Annotated in this window: 19 protein-coding genes; 6 read left to right on the forward strand and 13 right to left on the reverse strand. The window is 63.7% G+C overall.

What is annotated here, in order from left to right:
• Positions 1 to 12: 12 nt before the first annotated feature.
• Entirely contained in the window at positions 13 to 900 is an 888-nt protein-coding gene (locus tag AB6802_RS22200) for a sugar phosphate isomerase/epimerase family protein (protein WP_371012320.1), read from the reverse strand.
• A 400-nt stretch (positions 901 to 1300) separates the two neighbouring features.
• Here AB6802_RS22200 and AB6802_RS22205 point away from each other — a divergent pair, with 400 nt between their 5' ends.
• From AB6802_RS22205 to AB6802_RS22215, 3 genes are all read left to right on the forward strand, one after another.
• Entirely contained in the window at positions 1301 to 2356 is a 1056-nt protein-coding gene (locus AB6802_RS22205) for a sugar phosphate isomerase/epimerase family protein (protein WP_371012321.1), read from the forward strand.
• 150 nt (positions 2357 to 2506) lie between these two features.
• Positions 2507 to 3694, forward strand: coding sequence for a Gfo/Idh/MocA family protein (locus tag AB6802_RS22210; protein WP_371012322.1), 1188 nt, complete (start codon positions 2507 to 2509; stop codon positions 3692 to 3694).
• A 212-nt stretch (positions 3695 to 3906) separates the two neighbouring features.
• Positions 3907 to 4758, forward strand: coding sequence for a sugar phosphate isomerase/epimerase family protein (locus tag AB6802_RS22215; protein WP_371012323.1), 852 nt, complete (start codon positions 3907 to 3909; stop codon positions 4756 to 4758).
• Positions 4759 to 5034: 276 nt separating this feature from the next.
• Here AB6802_RS22215 and phnE (AB6802_RS22220) read toward each other — a convergent pair whose 3' ends face one another.
• The 9 genes from phnE (AB6802_RS22220) to AB6802_RS22260 all read right to left on the reverse strand — a co-directional run bounded on the left by phnE (AB6802_RS22220) (position 5035) and on the right by AB6802_RS22260 (position 13281).
• On the reverse strand, positions 5035 to 6399 hold the full coding sequence (gene phnE / locus AB6802_RS22220; RefSeq protein WP_371012324.1) for a phosphonate ABC transporter, permease protein PhnE: 1365 nt from the start codon (positions 6397 to 6399) through the stop codon (positions 5035 to 5037).
• A 1-nt stretch (position 6400) separates the two neighbouring features.
• Positions 6401 to 7357: a phosphonate ABC transporter, permease protein PhnE gene (phnE, locus tag AB6802_RS22225; protein ID WP_371012325.1), complete on the reverse strand. Its 957-nt coding sequence runs from the start codon at positions 7355 to 7357 to the stop codon at positions 6401 to 6403.
• Between the two features lie 56 nt (positions 7358 to 7413).
• Positions 7414 to 8322 (reverse strand): phosphonate ABC transporter substrate-binding protein, encoded by a 909-nt coding sequence (gene phnD, locus AB6802_RS22230; protein ID WP_371012326.1) that lies wholly within the window; start codon positions 8320 to 8322, stop codon positions 7414 to 7416.
• 148 nt (positions 8323 to 8470) lie between these two features.
• On the reverse strand, positions 8471 to 9328 hold the full coding sequence (phnC, locus tag AB6802_RS22235) for a phosphonate ABC transporter ATP-binding protein (RefSeq protein ID WP_371012327.1): 858 nt from the start codon (positions 9326 to 9328) through the stop codon (positions 8471 to 8473).
• Positions 9329 to 9444: 116 nt separating this feature from the next.
• Entirely contained in the window at positions 9445 to 10155 is a 711-nt protein-coding gene (locus AB6802_RS22240) for a DUF1868 domain-containing protein (protein ID WP_371012328.1), read from the reverse strand.
• 66 nt (positions 10156 to 10221) lie between these two features.
• Positions 10222 to 10836 (reverse strand): DapH/DapD/GlmU-related protein, encoded by a 615-nt coding sequence (locus tag AB6802_RS22245; protein ID WP_371012329.1) that lies wholly within the window; start codon positions 10834 to 10836, stop codon positions 10222 to 10224.
• On the reverse strand, positions 10833 to 11540 hold the full coding sequence (gene phnL, locus AB6802_RS22250; protein ID WP_371012330.1) for a phosphonate C-P lyase system protein PhnL: 708 nt from the start codon (positions 11538 to 11540) through the stop codon (positions 10833 to 10835). Before phnL ends, AB6802_RS22245 begins: the two co-directional genes overlap by 4 nt.
• Before the next feature lie 68 nt (positions 11541 to 11608).
• The gene (gene phnK, locus AB6802_RS22255) at positions 11609 to 12385 is read right to left on the reverse strand and encodes a phosphonate C-P lyase system protein PhnK (protein WP_065009749.1); all 777 of its coding nucleotides are present in this window, start codon (positions 12383 to 12385) and stop codon (positions 11609 to 11611) included.
• Positions 12382 to 13281 (reverse strand): alpha-D-ribose 1-methylphosphonate 5-phosphate C-P-lyase PhnJ, encoded by a 900-nt coding sequence (locus tag AB6802_RS22260; RefSeq protein ID WP_371012331.1) that lies wholly within the window; start codon positions 13279 to 13281, stop codon positions 12382 to 12384. The genes phnK and AB6802_RS22260 overlap by 4 nt, the downstream gene beginning before the upstream one ends.
• Before the next feature lie 59 nt (positions 13282 to 13340).
• Here AB6802_RS22260 and AB6802_RS22265 point away from each other — a divergent pair, with 59 nt between their 5' ends.
• On the forward strand, positions 13341 to 13514 hold the full coding sequence (locus AB6802_RS22265; protein WP_188131508.1) for a hypothetical protein: 174 nt from the start codon (positions 13341 to 13343) through the stop codon (positions 13512 to 13514).
• Positions 13515 to 13516: 2 nt separating this feature from the next.
• Here AB6802_RS22265 and AB6802_RS22270 read toward each other — a convergent pair whose 3' ends face one another.
• From AB6802_RS22270 to phnG, 3 genes are read right to left on the reverse strand one after another with little or no spacing between them, the layout of a single operon-like run.
• Complete coding sequence (locus AB6802_RS22270; RefSeq protein ID WP_371012332.1) at positions 13517 to 14632, reverse strand: carbon-phosphorus lyase complex subunit PhnI; 1116 nt, start codon at positions 14630 to 14632, stop codon at positions 13517 to 13519.
• Between the two features lies 1 nt (position 14633).
• Complete coding sequence (gene phnH, locus AB6802_RS22275) at positions 14634 to 15248, reverse strand: phosphonate C-P lyase system protein PhnH (protein WP_371012333.1); 615 nt, start codon at positions 15246 to 15248, stop codon at positions 14634 to 14636.
• Positions 15248 to 15709 (reverse strand): phosphonate C-P lyase system protein PhnG, encoded by a 462-nt coding sequence (gene phnG / locus AB6802_RS22280; RefSeq protein WP_371012334.1) that lies wholly within the window; start codon positions 15707 to 15709, stop codon positions 15248 to 15250. Before phnG ends, phnH begins: the two co-directional genes overlap by 1 nt.
• Before the next feature lie 127 nt (positions 15710 to 15836).
• Between phnG and phnF the strand changes: the two genes are divergently transcribed.
• Both phnF and AB6802_RS22290 read left to right on the forward strand, forming a co-directional pair.
• A complete protein-coding gene (phnF, locus tag AB6802_RS22285) occupies positions 15837 to 16583 on the forward strand; it encodes a phosphonate metabolism transcriptional regulator PhnF (protein ID WP_371012335.1) in 747 nt (248 codons plus the stop codon).
• Between the two features lie 175 nt (positions 16584 to 16758).
• Positions 16759 to 17739 (forward strand): hypothetical protein, encoded by a 981-nt coding sequence (locus AB6802_RS22290; RefSeq protein ID WP_371012336.1) that lies wholly within the window; start codon positions 16759 to 16761, stop codon positions 17737 to 17739.
• Positions 17740 to 17747 lie beyond the last annotated feature (8 nt).

The raw sequence follows: 17747 nt of genomic DNA on the forward strand, positions 1-17747 counted from the left end.
TTTCAAGGAGGTCTACTTGATCAGCGGCAGCAGCGTTTCGGCGGTGATACGCATCTGGTCGGTGTAGAATTTCTCGGTCAGCACGCTGGAGCCATGGTCCTGGATGAATTTGAGCTGCTCGGGCGAGATGTCGACCGGATTGCGCTCGACCATCTCGGGATAGGGAGCGGCCGGGGTGCGGTCGACAGGGGCGACGAACTCGTTGGTCAACGCGCCGTCATAGCCGACCTCCTTCAGCGTGCGCACGATCTTGGGCCAGTCGATCTGGCCAAGGCCGGCGGCGAAGCGGTTGTTGTCGGCGACATGAAAGTCGTAGAGCCGTCTGCCGACCTGGCGGATCGCGTCATAGACGTTAAATTCTTCCATGTGGATGTGGTAGGCGTCGAGGCAGACGCCGCATTCCGGGCTCACCGCGTCGGCAAGCGCCAGCGCCTGGGCGCCGCGGTTGAAGAGGTAGGTCTCGAAGCGGTTGAGCGGCTCGACGGCGATGCGCACACCGACCTTCTTGGCGTGGGCGAAGCATTCGCGCGTGGCGTCGACCACCCAACCCCATTCCTCGGCCTCGGTGCCGTCCGGCACCACCTTGCCGACCGTTGCCGGAACCAGCGTGATGATCTCGCCGTCGAGCTCGCTCACCATGGTGAGCACATCCTTGACATATTTGACCGAGCGCTCGCGCTGGCCCTGGTCCTTGGCGGCGAGGTTGCGCTCGCCCAGCATCAGCGTCACCGAACCCCAGCAGCGGATGCCGTGCTCCTTCAGGAGCGCACGCGTTTCCTTGGTCTTGTACTGCTCGGGCTCGCCGGAAATCTCGATCGACTCGTAGCCGAATTTCTTGATGCGCTTGAGCGTCACCTCCAACGGCTCCGCTCGCATCCAGTTGTGCGTCGAAAGATGCATGGTCTATCCTTCCCAGAATTCGCCTGTCACGTTTACCCGCGCCGCCCACGCGAGGCGGTCGCATGTCTCCTCCCCTCAAGGCGGCTCCAGTATTTTTTGTGAAACTGGTTCGACCAATTGGGTCTATGGTGACCTCTATCGCAAATTCATTCGAACGGCAAGAAGCGCGGGATGAAAGCCTGATTTCGAACCTATATTCATGATTTCAAACGGTAAAGTGGATATGCATTAACCGAATTTTGTGCGTGCCCGGGCTTTTCGCCGGCTTGACCATGTGGCTGGATTTGGTAATACCAGAATGGTGCTGTGCTGGCACAGCTATCAAACAAACCAAACGGACTGGCCGTCATCGCAATCGGCGCTATGCTTGATTGCGAACCAACGAGAGAGGGAGATGCCGATGCCGACGACGATGAAGGGTCCCGGTCTGTTTCTGGCGCAGTTCGCGGGCGATGCCGCCCCGTTCAATTCGCTGGCTTCGATCACCAAATGGGCGGCCGGCCTCGGCTACAAGGGCGTGCAGATTCCGACTTGGGACGCGCGGCTGTTCGATCTCAAAAAGGCTGCATCGTCGAAGGCTTATTGCGACGAGGTGAAAGGCATCTGCGCGGATGCCGGCGTCGAGATCACGGAGTTGTCGACGCATCTGCAGGGGCAACTGGTGGCGGTGCATCCTGCCTATGACGCGCAGATGGATGGCTTCGCGCCGCCTTCGGTGCACAACAATCCCAAGGCGCGGCAGCAATGGGCCGTCGAGCAGATGAAGTTCGGGGCTAAGGCGTCGCGCAATCTCGGGCTCAATGCTTCGGTCTCGTTCACCGGCTCGCTGGCTTTCCCATACCTTTATCCCTTCCCGCAGCGGCCCGCCGGACTGATCGATGAAGCCTTTGGCGAGCTCGGCAAACGCTGGAAGCCGATCCTTGATGTCTACGAGGACAATGGTGTCGATCTCGGCTACGAAATTCACCCCTCGGAGGACGTGTTCGACGGCGCGACCTTCGAGATGTTCCTCGACGCTGTCGGCGGCCACAAGCGCTGCAACATCAACTATGATCCGTCGCACTTCCTGTTGCAGCAGCTCGATTATCTCGACTTCATCGACATCTATCACGAGCGGATCAAGGCGTTCCACGTCAAGGACGCCGAGTTCAATCCGACTGGACGTCAGGGCGTCTATTCCGGCTACCAGGGCTGGGTGAATCGTGCCGGCCGTTTCCGCTCGCTGGGGGACGGCCAGGTCGATTTCGGCGGCATCTTCTCCAAGCTCGCCCAGTACAATTACGATTCCTGGGCAGTGCTCGAATGGGAATGCTGCCTGAAGCATCCCGAGGACGGCGCGGCCGAGGGCGCGCCCTTCATCCAGCACCACATCATCCGGGTGACGGAAAAGGCCTTCGACGATTTTGCCAGCGGCACCAGCGACAAGAAGCTACTGCGCGCGATGATGGGACTCTGACACTTTTACCCTCCCGTCGAGGGGAGGGTGGACTGAAGGGGCCGGGTGGGGTCGGTTCATGCCGAGCTCCACGCCGGGCGACGCCACCCGATCCGCTGCGCGGGTCGACCTCCCCTCAAGGAGGAGGTGAAACAACGAGGAGACAAAGGAATGGTCGGCGCATCGAAGTCGGAAACGGGAGGCGGTCCGATCCGCTATGGCATGGTCGGCGGTGGGCAGGGCGCTTTCATCGGCGCGGTGCACCGGATCGCGGCGCGGATGGACAATGACTTCGTGCTGGTCGCGGGTGCCCTCTCGGCCAATCCGGAGCGCGCCAAGGCGTCGGCCGCCGAGCTCGGCCTCGATCCGGAGCGCAGCTATGCCTCCTATGCCGAGATGGCCAAGGCCGAGGCCAAGCGCCCGGACGGCATCGAGGCGGTGGCGATCGTCACGCCCAACAATGTGCATGTGCCGGCGGCCAAGGCCTTCCTCGAAGCCGGCATCCATGTCATCTGCGACAAGCCGCTGGCGACCTCGCTGGCCGAGGCGAAGAAACTCGCCGCGGTGGTCGAGAAGACCGGCAAGGTATTCGTGCTGACGCACAACTACACCGCATATCCGATGATCCGCCAGGCGCGCGAGATGGTGGCCAAGGGCCAGCTCGGCGACATCCGCATCGTACAGTCGGAATATCCGCAGGACTGGCTGACCGAGGACCTCGCCGCCACCGGCCAGAAGCAGGCGTCGTGGCGCTCCGACCCCAAGCAGGCGGGTGCGGGCGGCGCGCTCGGCGACATCGGCACGCATGCCTATAATCTTGCACGTTTCGTCTCGGGGCTGGAGCTCGATACGCTCTCGGCCGACCTCGACGCCTTCGTGCCGGGCCGCCAGCTCGACGACAACGTCAATGTGATGCTGCGCTTCAAGCCGGTCGGCAAGGCGCACCCGGCCAAGGGCATGATCTGGGCAAGCCAGGTGGCGCCCGGCCATGAGAACGGGCTGAAGCTGCGCGTCTACGGCTCCAAGGGCGGACTGGAATGGGTGCAGGCCGATCCGAATTATCTCTGGTACACGCCGTTCGGGCAGCCCAAGCAGCTGCTGACCCGCAACGGCGCCGGCGCGCTGCCTGTCGCCGGCCGCGTCAGCCGTGTTCCGTCCGGCCATCCGGAAGGCTATCTCGAAGGCTTCGCCAACATTTATCAGGAGGCCGCGCGGGCCATCCGGGCGGCGCGCAGGAAGGGCGGCAAGCCAGGCAAGGACGTGGTGTTCCCGACCATTCAGGATGGCGTTGAAGGTATGGCTTTCATCGAGGCCTGCGTGAAGTCGTCGAAGAAGAATGGGGCGTGGACTAAACTGTAGTCGCGCGCCCCTCACCCGGATTGCCAAGACCGAATTGCAAAGAGCAATTCGGGGCAATCCGACCTCTCCCCCAAGGGGAGAGGAGGCGGTGCGGCGCCAGCGCCAAGTCTCTTCTCCCCCACGGGGAGAAGGTGGCCGCGGAGCGGCCGGATGAGGGGGAGTGTGGCCTGTCGGCATAAGTGGCTGGCAGGCAAGCTGGGGGAGGGGTGTCGATGAAGATCGGCATGTGCATGTTCTTATGGACGACGAGCGTCTCGAAGAAGCATGAGGCGCTGCTCAAGGACATCAAGGCGACCGGCTTCGATGGGGTCGAAATCCCGATCTTCATCGGCTCGCCGGACGATTACAGAAAACTCGGCGAACTGCTTGACCGCATCGGGTTGGAACGCACGGCGGTCACAGCCATGGGCGATCCGGCGATGAACCTGATCGCGCCGGATCCCGCGACGCGCAAGGCCGGCGTCGACTACATGAAATGGGCGATCGACTGCAGCGCAGCACTTGGCGCAACGACGCTGAGCGGTCCGCTGCATTCGACGCTCGGCGCCTTTTCAGGCAGCGGGCCGACGGCTGCCGAGAAGAAGCGCTCGATCGCCTCGCAGCGCGCCATCGGCGACCATGCCGGCAAGAAGGGCGTGACCATCGGGCTCGAGGCGCTCAACCGCTTCGAATGCTATCTTCTCAATACGATGGCTGATCTCTCCGAGCATATCGACGCCATCGACCGGCCGCATATCAAGGCGATGTACGACACGTTCCACGCCAACATTGAGGAGGCCGACCCGATCAGCGCCTATACCAAGCATCGCAGGAACGTCGTCCATGTCCATATTTCCGAGAACGATCGCGGCGTGCCGGGGCGCGGCAACATTCCCTGGAAAGAGACGTTCTCCGCCATTCGCAAGAGCGGCTATGACGACTGGCTGACCATTGAGGCGTTCGGGCGTTCGCTGAAGGATCTGGCGGCGGCGACCAAGGTGTGGCGGGATTTTTCGGAGAGCCCGGAGGCGGTTTATCGGGACGGGTACAAGCATATCAGGGATGGGTGGAAAGGGGCGGCTTAGGCGCCCCGCACCTGGCCCATTTTCTATTTGCGTTCGCGGCGGTAGCCAGGTGGTTCCCCCACTCCGTCTCGGCTTCGCCGAGCCACCTCTCCCCCCTCCGGAGGGAGAGGAAAGGGGGCCTGGTGGTGGCGCCGGGAGAGGAAGAAAGCCTCGGCCTTCGAGGACAGGCGCGGCTCGGGCAGCCTTACGCCTTTCCTCTCCCCCGTCGATCGGGGGAGAGGTGTCGAGCGCAGCTCGACGGAGTGGGGTCGACCCTTGGCGCGGATGCCCAAAAATTTACCCCTGCGCTGCCTGCAGCCGATTGTAGTCATGCAGCGTGCGGCTGAGCCTGCGGCGCAGGAAGTTCGAGATGTTGTCGAAGATGAAGACGACGAGCAGCGTCAACAGCACCATGTAGAAGACGTTGGCCCAGTTGGAATTGGTGCGCATCGCTTCCCACAGTTTCAGGCCGATGCCGCCGGCGCCGACGGCGCCGATGATGGTGGCGCCGCGGGTGTTCGATTCCCACTGGTAGAGGGTCTGGCTGATGAAGACCGGAATTACTTCCGGCATCACGCCATAGCGCTGCACCAGCAGGCCGTTGGCGCCGGTCGAGGCGACGCCTTCGCGCGGCTTGTCGTCGATGTTCTCCAGCGCCTCGGAATAGGTTTTGCCTAATGTGCCGATCTCGGTGAAGAAGATGGCGGCGCTGCCGGCCAGAGGTCCGGGGCCGAAGGCACGGGTGAAGAACAGCGCCCAGATCAGCATGTCGACCGAGCGCATGAAATCGAAGAAGCGTTTCAGCACCTGGCTGAGTAGCCCGCTCGGCGTGATGTTGCGGGCGGCGAAGAAGGCGAGCGGGAAGGCGACGATGCCGCCGAGCAGCGTGCCGAGAAAGGCCATGACGATGGTCTGCAGCAGCTTCGTCCAGACATCGCCATGCTGCCACTGGGCGTTGTTCCAGATGTCGTCGGCGGCCAAGGCCAAGTTCGAGGTTCCGGGCTTGAGCTCAGGACCCGAGACGATCAGCGAGATCACCTCGCTGGCCGGTTTCCCGAAGAAGGGCGAGCGCGTGTCGAAGACGAAATTCGCCCAGCCAAGGAAGCGCTTGCGCACCTTGACGCGGTCGACGGTGACGCGCACCTCGCCGGCAAAGCCCATCTTGGCGACGATCTCGTCGTCATGCACCGTCACCCAATCCGGCACCGGGCCCGTGACGACCGGCTTGTCGCTGGTCAACGCGATCGGCACCGCCTCGCCATTGGCCGTGACCGTGGCCTTGGTCTTGTCGAAGGTGACGGACTTCGCGTCGCCGTCGATCTGCACGGTGTAGGTGCCGTCGGGGTTCTTGATCACCCAATCCGGATTCGGATTGTCGCCAAGCGCGGAGAAGCGCGGATATTTCGGCGTGATCTGAGGTTGATCGAGGCGGAATTCCGGCTGCAAATCGTAGCTGATCCATTGCGACAGGAAGAGCGGCAGGCGCTCCCAATGCGACTCGCGCAGCACCTGCGGCAGGCTGAAGAACCACAGGGCATAGCCGAGATAGAGCACCGTGCCAGCGATCAGCAGCAATGGCCAGAAGCGCTTGTAGACCGGCCGTCGGAATATCTGCGGATGACGATCCTCGATAGCGGACAATTCCTCGGCAGTCATGGCCATGTTACGCGCTCATCAGGAAAGCCTGCTCGCCGACGAGCTTGCGGCGCAGCCAGGCGGAGAACTGGTCGACGATGAAGATGGTGATGAAGAGCAACAGCACCAGCGCCAGCGTCTTGGCGCCGAAGCCGCGCGAGATCGAGAGCTTCAATTCCTCGCCGATGCCGCCGCCGCCGACCGCGCCCATGATGGTCGAGATGCGCACGTTGATCTCGATCCGGAGCAGTGTGTAGGACATGAAGTTGGGCAGCACCTGCGGCAGGTCAGCGAAGCGCACGCGTTCGAACCAGTTGGCGCCGACCGCGCGCAGTCCCTCTTCCGGGCGCATGTCGATGTTCTCGTTGATCTCGTAGAACAACTTGCCGAGCGCGCCGATCGAATGCAGGCCGATGGCGATGATGGCGGCGACCGGGCCGATCGAGACGATGGCCGCGAACAGGCCGGCAATGACGATCTCCGGGAAAGCGCGCAGCAATTCCATGAAGCGCTTGACGATGAGCCGCAGGGTAGGGCTCGGTGTCAGATTGCGCGCGGCGATGAAGGAGAACGGCACGGCGAAAACGAAGCCGATGAAGGTCGAGACAAGTGCCACGTTCACCGTGGTCAGCATCAGCTCGAAATATTCAGGGATGTAGAAGCCGCCCCAGACATAGACGCGGCCGAGCGGGAAGTTGAACTCCTGCGTGCCCTTGTCGTTCGGCGAAGCGATATCGAACAGCGCCCGCCAGACATCGTTCCAGTCCTTCGGAACCAGCCAGCTCAGGAAATCGAGGAGATGCGGCAGGCGGTCGAAGAAATGGCCGGCATTGGCCTCATCGGCGAACCACATGGTGGCGCACATGGCGATCAGCAGCAGGCCGACACCGAGCACGGTGTAGAAGCGTCTGAGCGACGTCTGGCGTCGCCAGGCGTCCGCCTGTTGGCGTGTCGCGTCGGAATGGAGTGTCGCGGAGACTGTCATGATTGGAGCATGCAAAAAGGGCGGCGTTTTGCGACGCCGCCCTTTTCCAGATGCCGTTAGCCGCCGATGGCTGCCTTACGGGCTTCGACGATGACGTTGTAGAAATCCGGCTTGACCGGGACGTAGCCGGTGAAATCGCCGCCTTCGATGCCTTCGAAGCAGGCCTTGTCCTTGCCCGGCAGGGCAGTGAAGAACGCGGTCAGCTTGGCGGTCATGTCGTCGCCGAGCGCGCTGCGCACGACCAGCGGGCCGTTCGGGATCAGGCCCGAGCGCCAGACTTCGACGAAGTCGTTCGGGTCGACGGCGCCCTTGGCGACTTCCTTGTGGAAGGTGCCGGAGGTGTAGCCGTTCTTGAAATCGCCGATGCCGGAGGAATCGTCCACGGCGATGTCGACCTTGCCGTCGCGCACGGCCAGCACGTTGTTTTCATGGCCGCCGTTGAACTGGGTCGAGGCGAAGTAGGTCTCGTTCGAGGCGCCGGTGTCCTTCGGGATCTGGGTCAGCGGGATCAGATAGCCGGAGGTCGAATCCGGATCGGCATAACCGAGCTTCTTGCCTTTGGCCGACTTGATGTCGGTGATGCCGGAAGTCTTCAGCGCCAGGCCGATCGAATAATAGCCGGTCGAGCCGTCGGTCTGCTGGGTGGTGAGGATCGGGGTGACCGCCTTCGGGTCCTTGATATAGACGCTGGCGTAACCCGAAGCGCCGAGTTCGGCGAAGTCGAGCGTGCCGCCGAGCAGGCCCTGGATGACGCCGTCATAGTCGGCGGCCGGGAACAGCGACACCTTCTCGAAGCCGAATTCGGTCTTCAAATGGTCGGCGAGGCACTGGTAGTTGCGCAGACGGTCGGTCTCGTTCTCGCCGCCGAGGATGCCGACGCGGAATTCCTTGATGTCGGCGGCGTGGGCAGCGCTTGCCGCCATGGCGAGCAACGAAACCGCTCCAAAAACCATCTTCCTGAACATTTTGATCTCTCTCCTGTTTTCCGGCCACGCGCCGGTGGCGTCTTGATTTTTAAGTCTTGCCTTTGACGCGGGCGGGCGATCCGGGGTGCTCGTTTTCGATGCCCAATGACGCGCTCGGACCAATCAAAAAGGGTCCGGGCACAGGACGTTAGTAGCCAGGAAAAGCTGGTTCGAGCGGTCCGGCGGATGCGATGATCTTCGGCTTGATGGTGACGCTGGTCGATGTGATTGCCTCGGAGATCTCGGCGCCGCTGGCATCGGCGCCATAGACCGTGCGCACCGCATTGCGGTCGAGGTCCTCCGGGCCACCGTCGAAGACGACCTTGCCGGCGGCCATGCCGATGATGCGCGTGCAATAAGCGCGGGCGGTGTCCAGCGTGTGCAGATTGGTGACGACGGTGATACCTTCGCGCAAATTGATGTCGCGCAGCGAATCCATCACCACCTTGGCGTTTAGAGGGTCGAGCGAAGCAATCGGTTCGTCGGCTAACAGCACCTTCGGCTGCTGCATCATGGCGCGAGCGATCGCCACGCGCTGCTGCTGGCCGCCGGAAAGCGTGCCGGCGGGCTGCAGCGCGGTGCGGGCGATGTCGAGGCGCTCGAGAGCGGCAACCGCCTCGGCGCATTCATGACGCGTAAACATGCCGAGCAGATTGGAGAATGTGGAACGGTGGTTGAGGCGGCCGAGCAGCACGTTGGTCAGCACGTCGAGGCGCGGCACCAGGTTGAACTGCTGGAAGATCATGGCGCAATCGCGTTGCCAGCGACGCAACGGCGAACCCTGCAGACTGGACACCTCGGCGCCGTCAAAGAAAATCGACCCCTGGCTGGGATCGATGAGACGGTTGACCATGCGCAGAAGGGTCGACTTGCCGGCGCCGGAACGGCCGATGATTCCGACCATCTGGCCGCGCGGGATCGAGATGTTGATATCGCTGACGGCCGTGTTCTTGCCAAATCGTCGGGAGACGCCGCGGATTTCGAGCGTGGCCGATGATGCTGACATACCAAAAACTCCAGTCCGTCGCCGTTTGAAGGTCTGTTAACCTTCGCTAGCGCAGGCGCGTGAAGCTAGGGTGTCGGATTGATGTCAGTTTTGTTACGAGTCACAGGTCTCCCGAGTCACCCAAGGACAAGCAATTCTTCGAAATGCTTCATGTCCTTGAAATTGCAGAAGGCGGGCTGCCTGAGTTCGATCACCGGCGCTTCGCGCTCGAGCAGCGCCAGGCTGTCGTCGAACAACTCCTGCCAGGCGCCAGCCCGTTCGTCGGCAAAGCGGCGCAGCTGATAGGCAAACGTGATGTGGAAGCGATAATTGTCGTGGTCGGGATGGCGGTAGCCGAAGGGCACCGACAGCGCATCGCGCCATGCTTTCATGACCAGCCGGTCTTCCTCGGTGGCGCCGTCAACCGTAAGGCCGGTCGGCACGACTTCGACGACCTTGACGTTGAACGCGCCTCGACCTTCGAAGCCGTCGAGGCGCTGAAGGTAAAGGCGGGTCATGTCGTCGATGCTGGTGTCAAGCGGCACGTCGGACGGCCAGTAGGGCAGGCGGCGGCGATATTCGATGATGCCCTGGAAGAGCGTCATATGCAGGCTGGAGACCGGCGTGAAAGCGAGGCGGTCGGCATCGGGCATGGCCAACATGCGCTCGCGGACTTCAAGAACCGCGGCTTCGGAAGGTGAGCCGGATACAAGATGGGAGACGACGGTGTTGCCGGGCTCGAGCAGGAAGTTGCCCGACGCGTCATAGCGGGTGCCGAGATGGGTTGGCGGCGCCGGATTGGTGCTTTCGAAAAAACCGGCGAGCGAGGGTCTGACGGTGTCGGCCATGGCAATCTCCTTGGGAAGATTGGCTCCTGTCCGAGTCCTGTGTCAAAGGTGTGAAAACAGGCGGTTTCAGCCGCCGTGTTTTTCGAGAAACGCCTCGGCCGTCAGTTCCCGGAAATCGTCAAGCGCGGCGCGTAGCCGAGCATGATCCCAGTCCCACCAGGCTAAAGCCTGGTAGCGCTGGGCGGTGCGACGGTCGAAGCGCTCGCGGATCGGCTTTGCCGGCACGCCGCCGACGATGGTGTAGGGCGCGACATCCTTCGACACCACGGCGCCCGCGCCGACCGCGGCGCCGTCGCCGACGGTGACGCCTGGCAGGATGGTCGAGCCGTGGCCGAGCCAGGTGTCGTGGCCGATGGTGACGCGTTTTGCCCGACGCTCAGCGAAGAACTCGCTCTCGTGTTCGGCGTCATCCCAGTAGTCGGAGGCGCGGTAGGTGAAATGGTGCAGCGTCGGCCGCCAGGTCGGGTGGTTGGTGGCGTTGATGCGCACTGCCGCCGCGATGTTGGAGAACTTGCCTATGGTCGTGCACCAGACGGCGCAGTCCTGCATCATGTAGGAATAGTCGCCGAGCTCGCATTCGGCGACGCGGCTGCGCTCGGCGATCTCGGTCCAGCGTCCCAATGTCGAGTTCTCGACCTGCGCCGTCGGGTGGATCAGGGGCGATTCCGAAAGCTTCATCATGCCGCGACCTTGCCTGCGGCGAAGCTGGTGACGTCGATGATACGGTCGGCGACCGCGTCGCGCACGTGGAGATCATGGAAGATGCCGAGCAGGGCGACGCCCGCCGCCTTCTTGGCAGCGATCAATTCGACCACAACATCGCGGTTTTTTGCGTCGAGCGAAGCGGTCGGCTCATCGAGCAGCAGGATCGGATGTTCGGTGATGAAGCCGCGCGCGATGTTGACGCGCTGCTGCTCGCCGCCCGAGAAGGTTGCCGGCGGCAGCGCCCAGAGTTTTTCCGGCAGGTTGAGCTGCGCGAGCAAGCTGCGAGCCTTCTCCCTCGCGATTTCCCTGTCCTCGCCGCGCTCGACCAGCGGCTCGGCGACGACATCGAGCGCGGAGACGCGCGGCACGGTGCGCAGGAACTGGCTGACATAGCCGATGGTGCGGCGGCGCACGGCAAGCACGGTGCGCGGATTGGCGGTGGCGAGGTCGATCAGTCCGCTCTCGTGCTGGACGATGATCTGGCCTTCGTCGACGGCATAATTGCCGTAGAGCATTTTCAGGATCGAGCTTTTGCCGGCGCCCGAAGGACCGCCGAGCACGGCACATTCGCCGGCCTTGATGGAGAAGGAAACGCCGGCGACGACGGGCAGTTTGATGCCATCGCGCAGATGCATGGTGAAGCTTTTGGCGACATCGGAGACAACAAGCGGCGTAGGCATATTAGAGTCCTTTGTTTTTCCGCATGATCTGGCCTGAAAACCGGCCTCCACTTTTCGGGATCATGCGGTCACACCTGCAAAATCGAAGAAACGAGCAATTGCGTATAGGGCGCGCGCGGATCGTCGAGCACGCGGTCGGTGAGGCCGCTTTCGACGACGCGGCCGTCCTTCATCACCATCATGCGCTGCGACAAAAGCCTTGCCACGGCGAGGTCGTGGGTGACGACGATCGCGGCCAGTCCGAGATCGGTGACCAGTCCCCGCAACAGATCGAGCAGGCGGGCCTGCACCGAGACATCAAGGCCGCCGGTCGGCTCATCCATGAACACCAGGCGCGGCCCGGTGACCAGATTCCGGGCGATCTGCAGGCGCTGGCGCATGCCGCCGGAAAAGGCGCGCGGCTCGTCGTCGATGCGGTCCTCATCGATCTCGACGCGCGACAGCCAGTCGACGGCGGTGGCGCGGATCTTGCCGTAGTGGCGGTCGCCCACCGCCATCAGCCGCTCGCCGACATTGGCGCCGGCCGACACCGTCATGCGCAGGCCGTCGGCCGGGTTCTGGTGGACAAAGCCCCAGTCGGTGCGCATCAGGAAGCGGCGCTCGGCCTCGCTCATCCGGTAAAGCTCGCGGAACTGGCCGTCGCGCATGCGGTAGCTGGCGGTGCCGGACGACGGCAGCAGCCGGGTCGACAGGCAGTTGAGCAACGTTGTCTTGCCGGAGCCGGACTCGCCGACCACCGCCAGCACTTCGCCCGGCCACAGGTCGAAAGTGACGTTCTCGCAGCCGACGCGCGAGCCGTAGAATTTGGAGAGTGCGGAAACGCGCAGCAGCGGTTCGTCGGTCATTCGGCCGGCTCCGTTTTTCCCAGGACAAGATGGGTTTCACGCGCGAGGTGACCGTGATGGCCGTCCTCGCGACGCTTCTCGCAATGGTGTGTGTCGGAGCAGACGAACATGTGGCCGCCATGGTCGTCGAGGATGACCTCGTCGAGATAGACGTTTTCGGCGCCGCACAGCGCGCAGGGCTGGTCGAAGGTCTGCACTTCGAAAGGGTGGTCCTCGAAGTCCAGGCTCACCACGTCGGTGAAAGGCGGTACGGCATAGATGCGCTTCTCGCGGCCGGCGCCGAACAATTGCAAAGCCGGCGAACGATGCATTTTCGGATTGTCGAATTTGGGCGTCGGCGAAGGATCCATCACATAGCGGCCCTCGACCTTGACCGGATAGGCGTAGGTGGTGGCGATGCGGCCGTGCCGGGCGATGTCCTCATAGAGCTTGACATGCATCAGGCCATATTCCTCGAGCGCATGCATTTTGCGCGTTTCGGTCTCGCGCGGCTCGAGAAAGCGCAGCGGCTCGGGGATCGGCACCTGGAACACCAGCACCTGGCCGGCGGTCAGCGGCTGTTCCGGAATGCGGTGGCGGGTCTGGATGATCGAGGCCTTGGCCGTCTCGGTGGTGACGGCGACATTGGCGACCTTCTTGAAGAAGGCGCGGATCGAGACGGCGTTGGTGGTGTCGTCGGCGCCCTGGTCGATGACCTTGAGCACATCATCGGGCCCGATGATCGAGGCCGTGACCTGCACGCCGCCGGTGCCCCAGCCGTAAGGCATCGGCATCTCGCGCGAGGCGAACGGCACCTGGTAGCCGGGAATGGCGATGCCTTTGAGGATCGCCCTGCGGATCATCCGCTTGGTCTGCTCATCGAGATAGGCGAAGTTGTAGGTGGCGATGTCGGTCATGGCGATCACGTCCGCTCTGTGCTAAGGTATTGGTGCTCAAGACGCGGGGGCAGGCCCACATGGATTCTACCGGTTGGTTGCATCTTGGCGTGCTGCTGCTGGTGTTTGCCGGCATCGTGGCTTTTGTGCTGTGGAAGATGGTTCTGCCCGCGCCAAAGGCGCCTCCACGCGGCGAGACCGTTGCCGGCGCGCGTGGCTTTATCGGCCTGTGGTTCGGTGGCGGCGGACGTTAGGGTCATTCCGCAGCCTCCCGCTTCTCCTCGGCAGCCTTGTCCTCGTTTTCGCGCGCCTCGTATTCAGCCCGCATGCGGCGAACCAGGCCGAGCTCGGCCTGGAAGTCGACGTAATGCGGCAGCTTCAGGTGCTCGACGAAGCCGGTCGCCTGCACGTTGTCGGAATGCGAGATGACGAATTCCTCGTCCTGCGCGGCGGCGACGACATCCTCGCCGAGCTCGCCGGCGCGCAGCGCCCGGTCGCAGAGCGCCATGGCCATCGCCTTGCGCTCGCTCTGGCCGAAGACCAGGCCGTAGCCGCGGGTGAATTGCGGCGGCGCCTTTGCCGAGCCCTTGAACTGGTTGACCATCTGGCATTCGGTGACGCGGATCGAGCCCAGCGGCACGGCGAAGGGCAGTTCCGGCACGTCGAGCTCGAGCTCGACCTCGCCGATGCGGATCTCGCCGACGAAAGGATGGTTGCGGGCATAGCCACGCTGCGTCGAATAGCCGAGCGCCAGCAGGAAACCTTCATCGCCACGCGACAGCGCCTGCAGGCGGATGTCGCGCGCCATCGGGAATTGCAGCGGCTCGCGTGTGATGTCGCCGGGCAGGTGGTCGCGCGGCATGTCGCCATCGGCCTCGATCAGCCCTTCATGGGCGAGGATCGCGGAGACGCGCGGCATGGCTTCGGCTTCGACCGGGCGCTCAACCGGCGTCTCGACCTCGGCGCCGGCGGCAAGCTCGGGATCGAGGAGACGATGCGTGTAGTCGAAGGTGGGCCCAAGCACCTGGCCGCCGGGCAGGTCCTTGTACGTCGCCGAGACGCGGCGCTCGACCTGCATGGCGCCGGTGTCGACCGGGTTGGTGTAGCCGAAGCGTGGTAGCGTGGTGCGGTAGGCGCGCACCAGGAAGATCGCCTCGATCATATCGCCGCGCGCCTGGACGACCGCCAAGGCGGCAAGCTCACGGTCGTAGAGCGAGCCTTCACTCATCACCCGGTCGACGCCGAGCGCCAGCTGTTCGACGATCTGATCGAGACGCAGCGCCGGCACCGATCGGTCGCCGCGGCGGCGCTCGGCAAGCAGGCGGTGCGCATTGGCGATGGCGGCCTCGCCGCCCTTTACCGCGACATACATGTCAGGCCTCCATCGTCTTGATGCGGGTGGTGCGCGGCAGGCAGGTGAGACTGCCGTCCCGTCCCGTCAGGATGATGTCGACGCCGCGCGGAAAGCGCTGGTTGTTCTGCTTCCACTGCTCGACGAAATGGCGCGGCATGCCGGGTGGCGCGATCATGGAGGTCTTCTCGATGCCAGGGCCTTCGAGCAGGAGCGCCGGGCCCGAAGCGAGATCGTCGACCAGAAGGATCAGCGTCGTCGAGCGGTCAGGATATTCCTGCGTGCCTTGGGCAAAGCCGTCGAGCGCCGCCATCTCGGCCGGGTTGGCAACCAAAGCGAAATGGGCGTCGGCCGGCGTGTTGGCCAAAGGCGCGCCCGAATGAAAGCCGAGCCATGCCTTGACGGAGGCGGCTGCCTGCAGCGGCGGATCGAGCCAGACCGGCGTGTCGTTGTCGCACAGCGCCAGCGCCACCGCGCCGGCGATCGCCGACAGCGGCGCGGGCGGATGCGCAAGCGAGGGCAGGGTCTGGACCGTGCCGGGGCGTGCCATGGCGTCCATGATGGCGCGGAACACGGTCTGGGCGTTGAAGACTGGCTCGGCGAAGCCGCCGTCGATCGATTGCGTGGCGATATCCATCAGTCCTCTCCGCGCACCATGGTGAAGAAATCGACTTTCGTCGCCGCCGTCTCGACGCGGCGTTTTTCACGTGCCGCATCGAGCGCCGCGCGCAACGGCGCAACGAGCTTTGACTCGACCGCCTCGCGCTGCGCCGGGTCCTGCCAGAGCGCATCGGCGATGGCCGCAAGCCGGGCTTTTTTCTTGTCGCGACCGAGCGAATAGCTGTGACCAATCTGGCCCGAAGGCAGGCGCACCGTGGCGCGGGTGACTGTCGCCTCGCCGACATTGAAGGGCGCGCCGCCGCCGCCAATCCGCCCGCGCACCGTCACCAGCCCGGTTTCAGGACCGCGCAGCAATTCGGCGTCCGAGGGCAGGCCGGAGCCGTCCCACAGACGCGCGATCTCATCGGCCGCGGCATGCGCGAGCGTTGCCATCACGGCTTTCCGCTCCGCCTGCTCGCGTGCTTCCTGTCCTCGCATGATGCAGCTCCTTGCATGACTCAAATTTGTCTATTGATATAGACAACTATACAAATTATACTTACCTCGTAGCGGGTGTCCATGACGGGTGGATGACAGGCTCGAAAAATCGCCTGGGGGGCGCTGAATGATCGGACTGGCCAGCAGTATAGAGCGGCGCAATGGCGTATCGCTGTGGCGGCAGATCGCCGACAGGATACTGCAGGGAATAGCGAATGGCGATTTCGCCGAGAATACCGCGCTGCCGCCCGAGGTCGCATTGGCCGAACGCTATGGCGTCAACCGACACACGGTGCGCAGCGCCATTGCGGCGCTGGTGCAGGAGGGTGTGCTCCGGGCCGAGCAAGGGCGCGGCACCTTCGTTTTGTCACGCAAGCGGCTTTCCTATCCGATCGGCGCGCGCACGCGCTTCTCGACGGGCCTGCAAGGGCAGACGACCGAACGGCACATCGCGCTTTTGTCTTCCTCGACCGAGCCGGCCAGCCGGCGCATCGCCGAGGCGCTGGGCATTGCCAGGGGCGCAGCAGTGATCCGGCTGGAGACGCGCGGCGAGGCCGATGGGCATCCGATCTCGCGCGCCACCACGTGGTTCGACGCCAAGCGCTTCGCCGGCATCGAGGTCGCCATGGCGGAAACCGGGTCGATCACCGCCTCGCTCAAGCGCTTCGGCGTCAATGACTATCTGCGGCACTCCACGGTGCTGTCGGCGCGTCATGCCGACGCCGACGATCTCGCCGCGCTCGATCTGCAGCCGGGCGCTATCGTGCTGGTGACCGTCGCCGTCAACGTGACGCTCGACGGCCAGCCGATCCAGTTCGCGGAATCACGCTTTCCGGCCGAGCGGGTGGAGCTCAGGCTGTCAGCCGGCGATTAGCTAGCCGCGAAAGCGGGACAAGAGTATAATACCTGCGCCACTGCCACGTCCGATGAGCAAAACCTCTGGTGGGTGCCGCAGGATGCTGAAGTCCAAGTGTTGGCCCGCTCTGCATCTGCCCACCCTCATGCTTATGGGTGCTCTCGGCGGCTGTACGGGCGGGAGCCCCCCGCCCGTGACCTTCAGCCTAACGGATCTCGGCACGCTCGGCGGAAGCCAAAGTTATGGCTGTGCCATCAACGAGGGCGGACAGGTCGCTGGCTACTCCACCACCGCCAACGACGCGGAGGTCCATACGGCGACGTGGACCGGGAAGGTCGTGGCCGACCTCGGAGCCGAGGGCGGAGCGTCCGGCTGTCCCCAGGGCATCAACGATGCGGGACAGGTGGCCGGCTTTTCCCCTGCCGCCGCTACGTCCGACATCCATGCGACGCTGTGGACGGGGACGACGCCGACCGACCTCGGCACCGTCGCCGGAGACCACAGCATCGCCATCGGGGTCAATGCCAAAGGTCAGGTGGCTGGGAATTCGACGTTTTCTGAAACGTCCCTCGAACATGCCGCGCTGTGGAGTGGCGGCATCGCGAAAGATCTCGGGACGCTGGGCGGGGATAGCAGTTCCGCGATGGGTCTCAACGATAGCGGTTGGGTGGTCGGCTATTCGGAGACATCAGGCAATTCCAAGACCCACGCGGTGCTGTGGAAGGGAACGCAGCCCACCGATCTCGGCGCGCTCAGTGGCAATTACAGCTACGCCATGGCCATCAACAATCTCGGTATGGTCGTCGGCTATTGCGTGCTCGCCTCCCAGGCGGGGACCCACGCCACCGTGTGGGCCGACATGAAAATCTCCGATCTCGGCACGCTCGGTGGCCAATTCAGCATGGCGCTCGGAATCAACGACGCGGGGCTCGTGGTCGGAAACGCCGCGCTCAAGAATACATCCACGCACGCCGCTTTGTGGATCGGGAAGCACATTTACGATCTCAACGAGATGCTGGACGGGAGCGGTCGCGGCTGGACCCTCCAGGAGGCGCGCGACATCAATGGTGCTGGTCAAATCGTCGGGTGGGGCGACAATCCATCGGGGCAGAAGCACGCGTTTCTGCTCACGCCTACCAAGCCCATACCGCTTACCACGGAAGGCGGCCAGTAGAACCCCGG

It is taken from the genome of Mesorhizobium sp. RCC_202 (genome assembly GCF_041355295.1).
GTDB lineage: Bacteria > Pseudomonadota > Alphaproteobacteria > Rhizobiales > Rhizobiaceae > Mesorhizobium.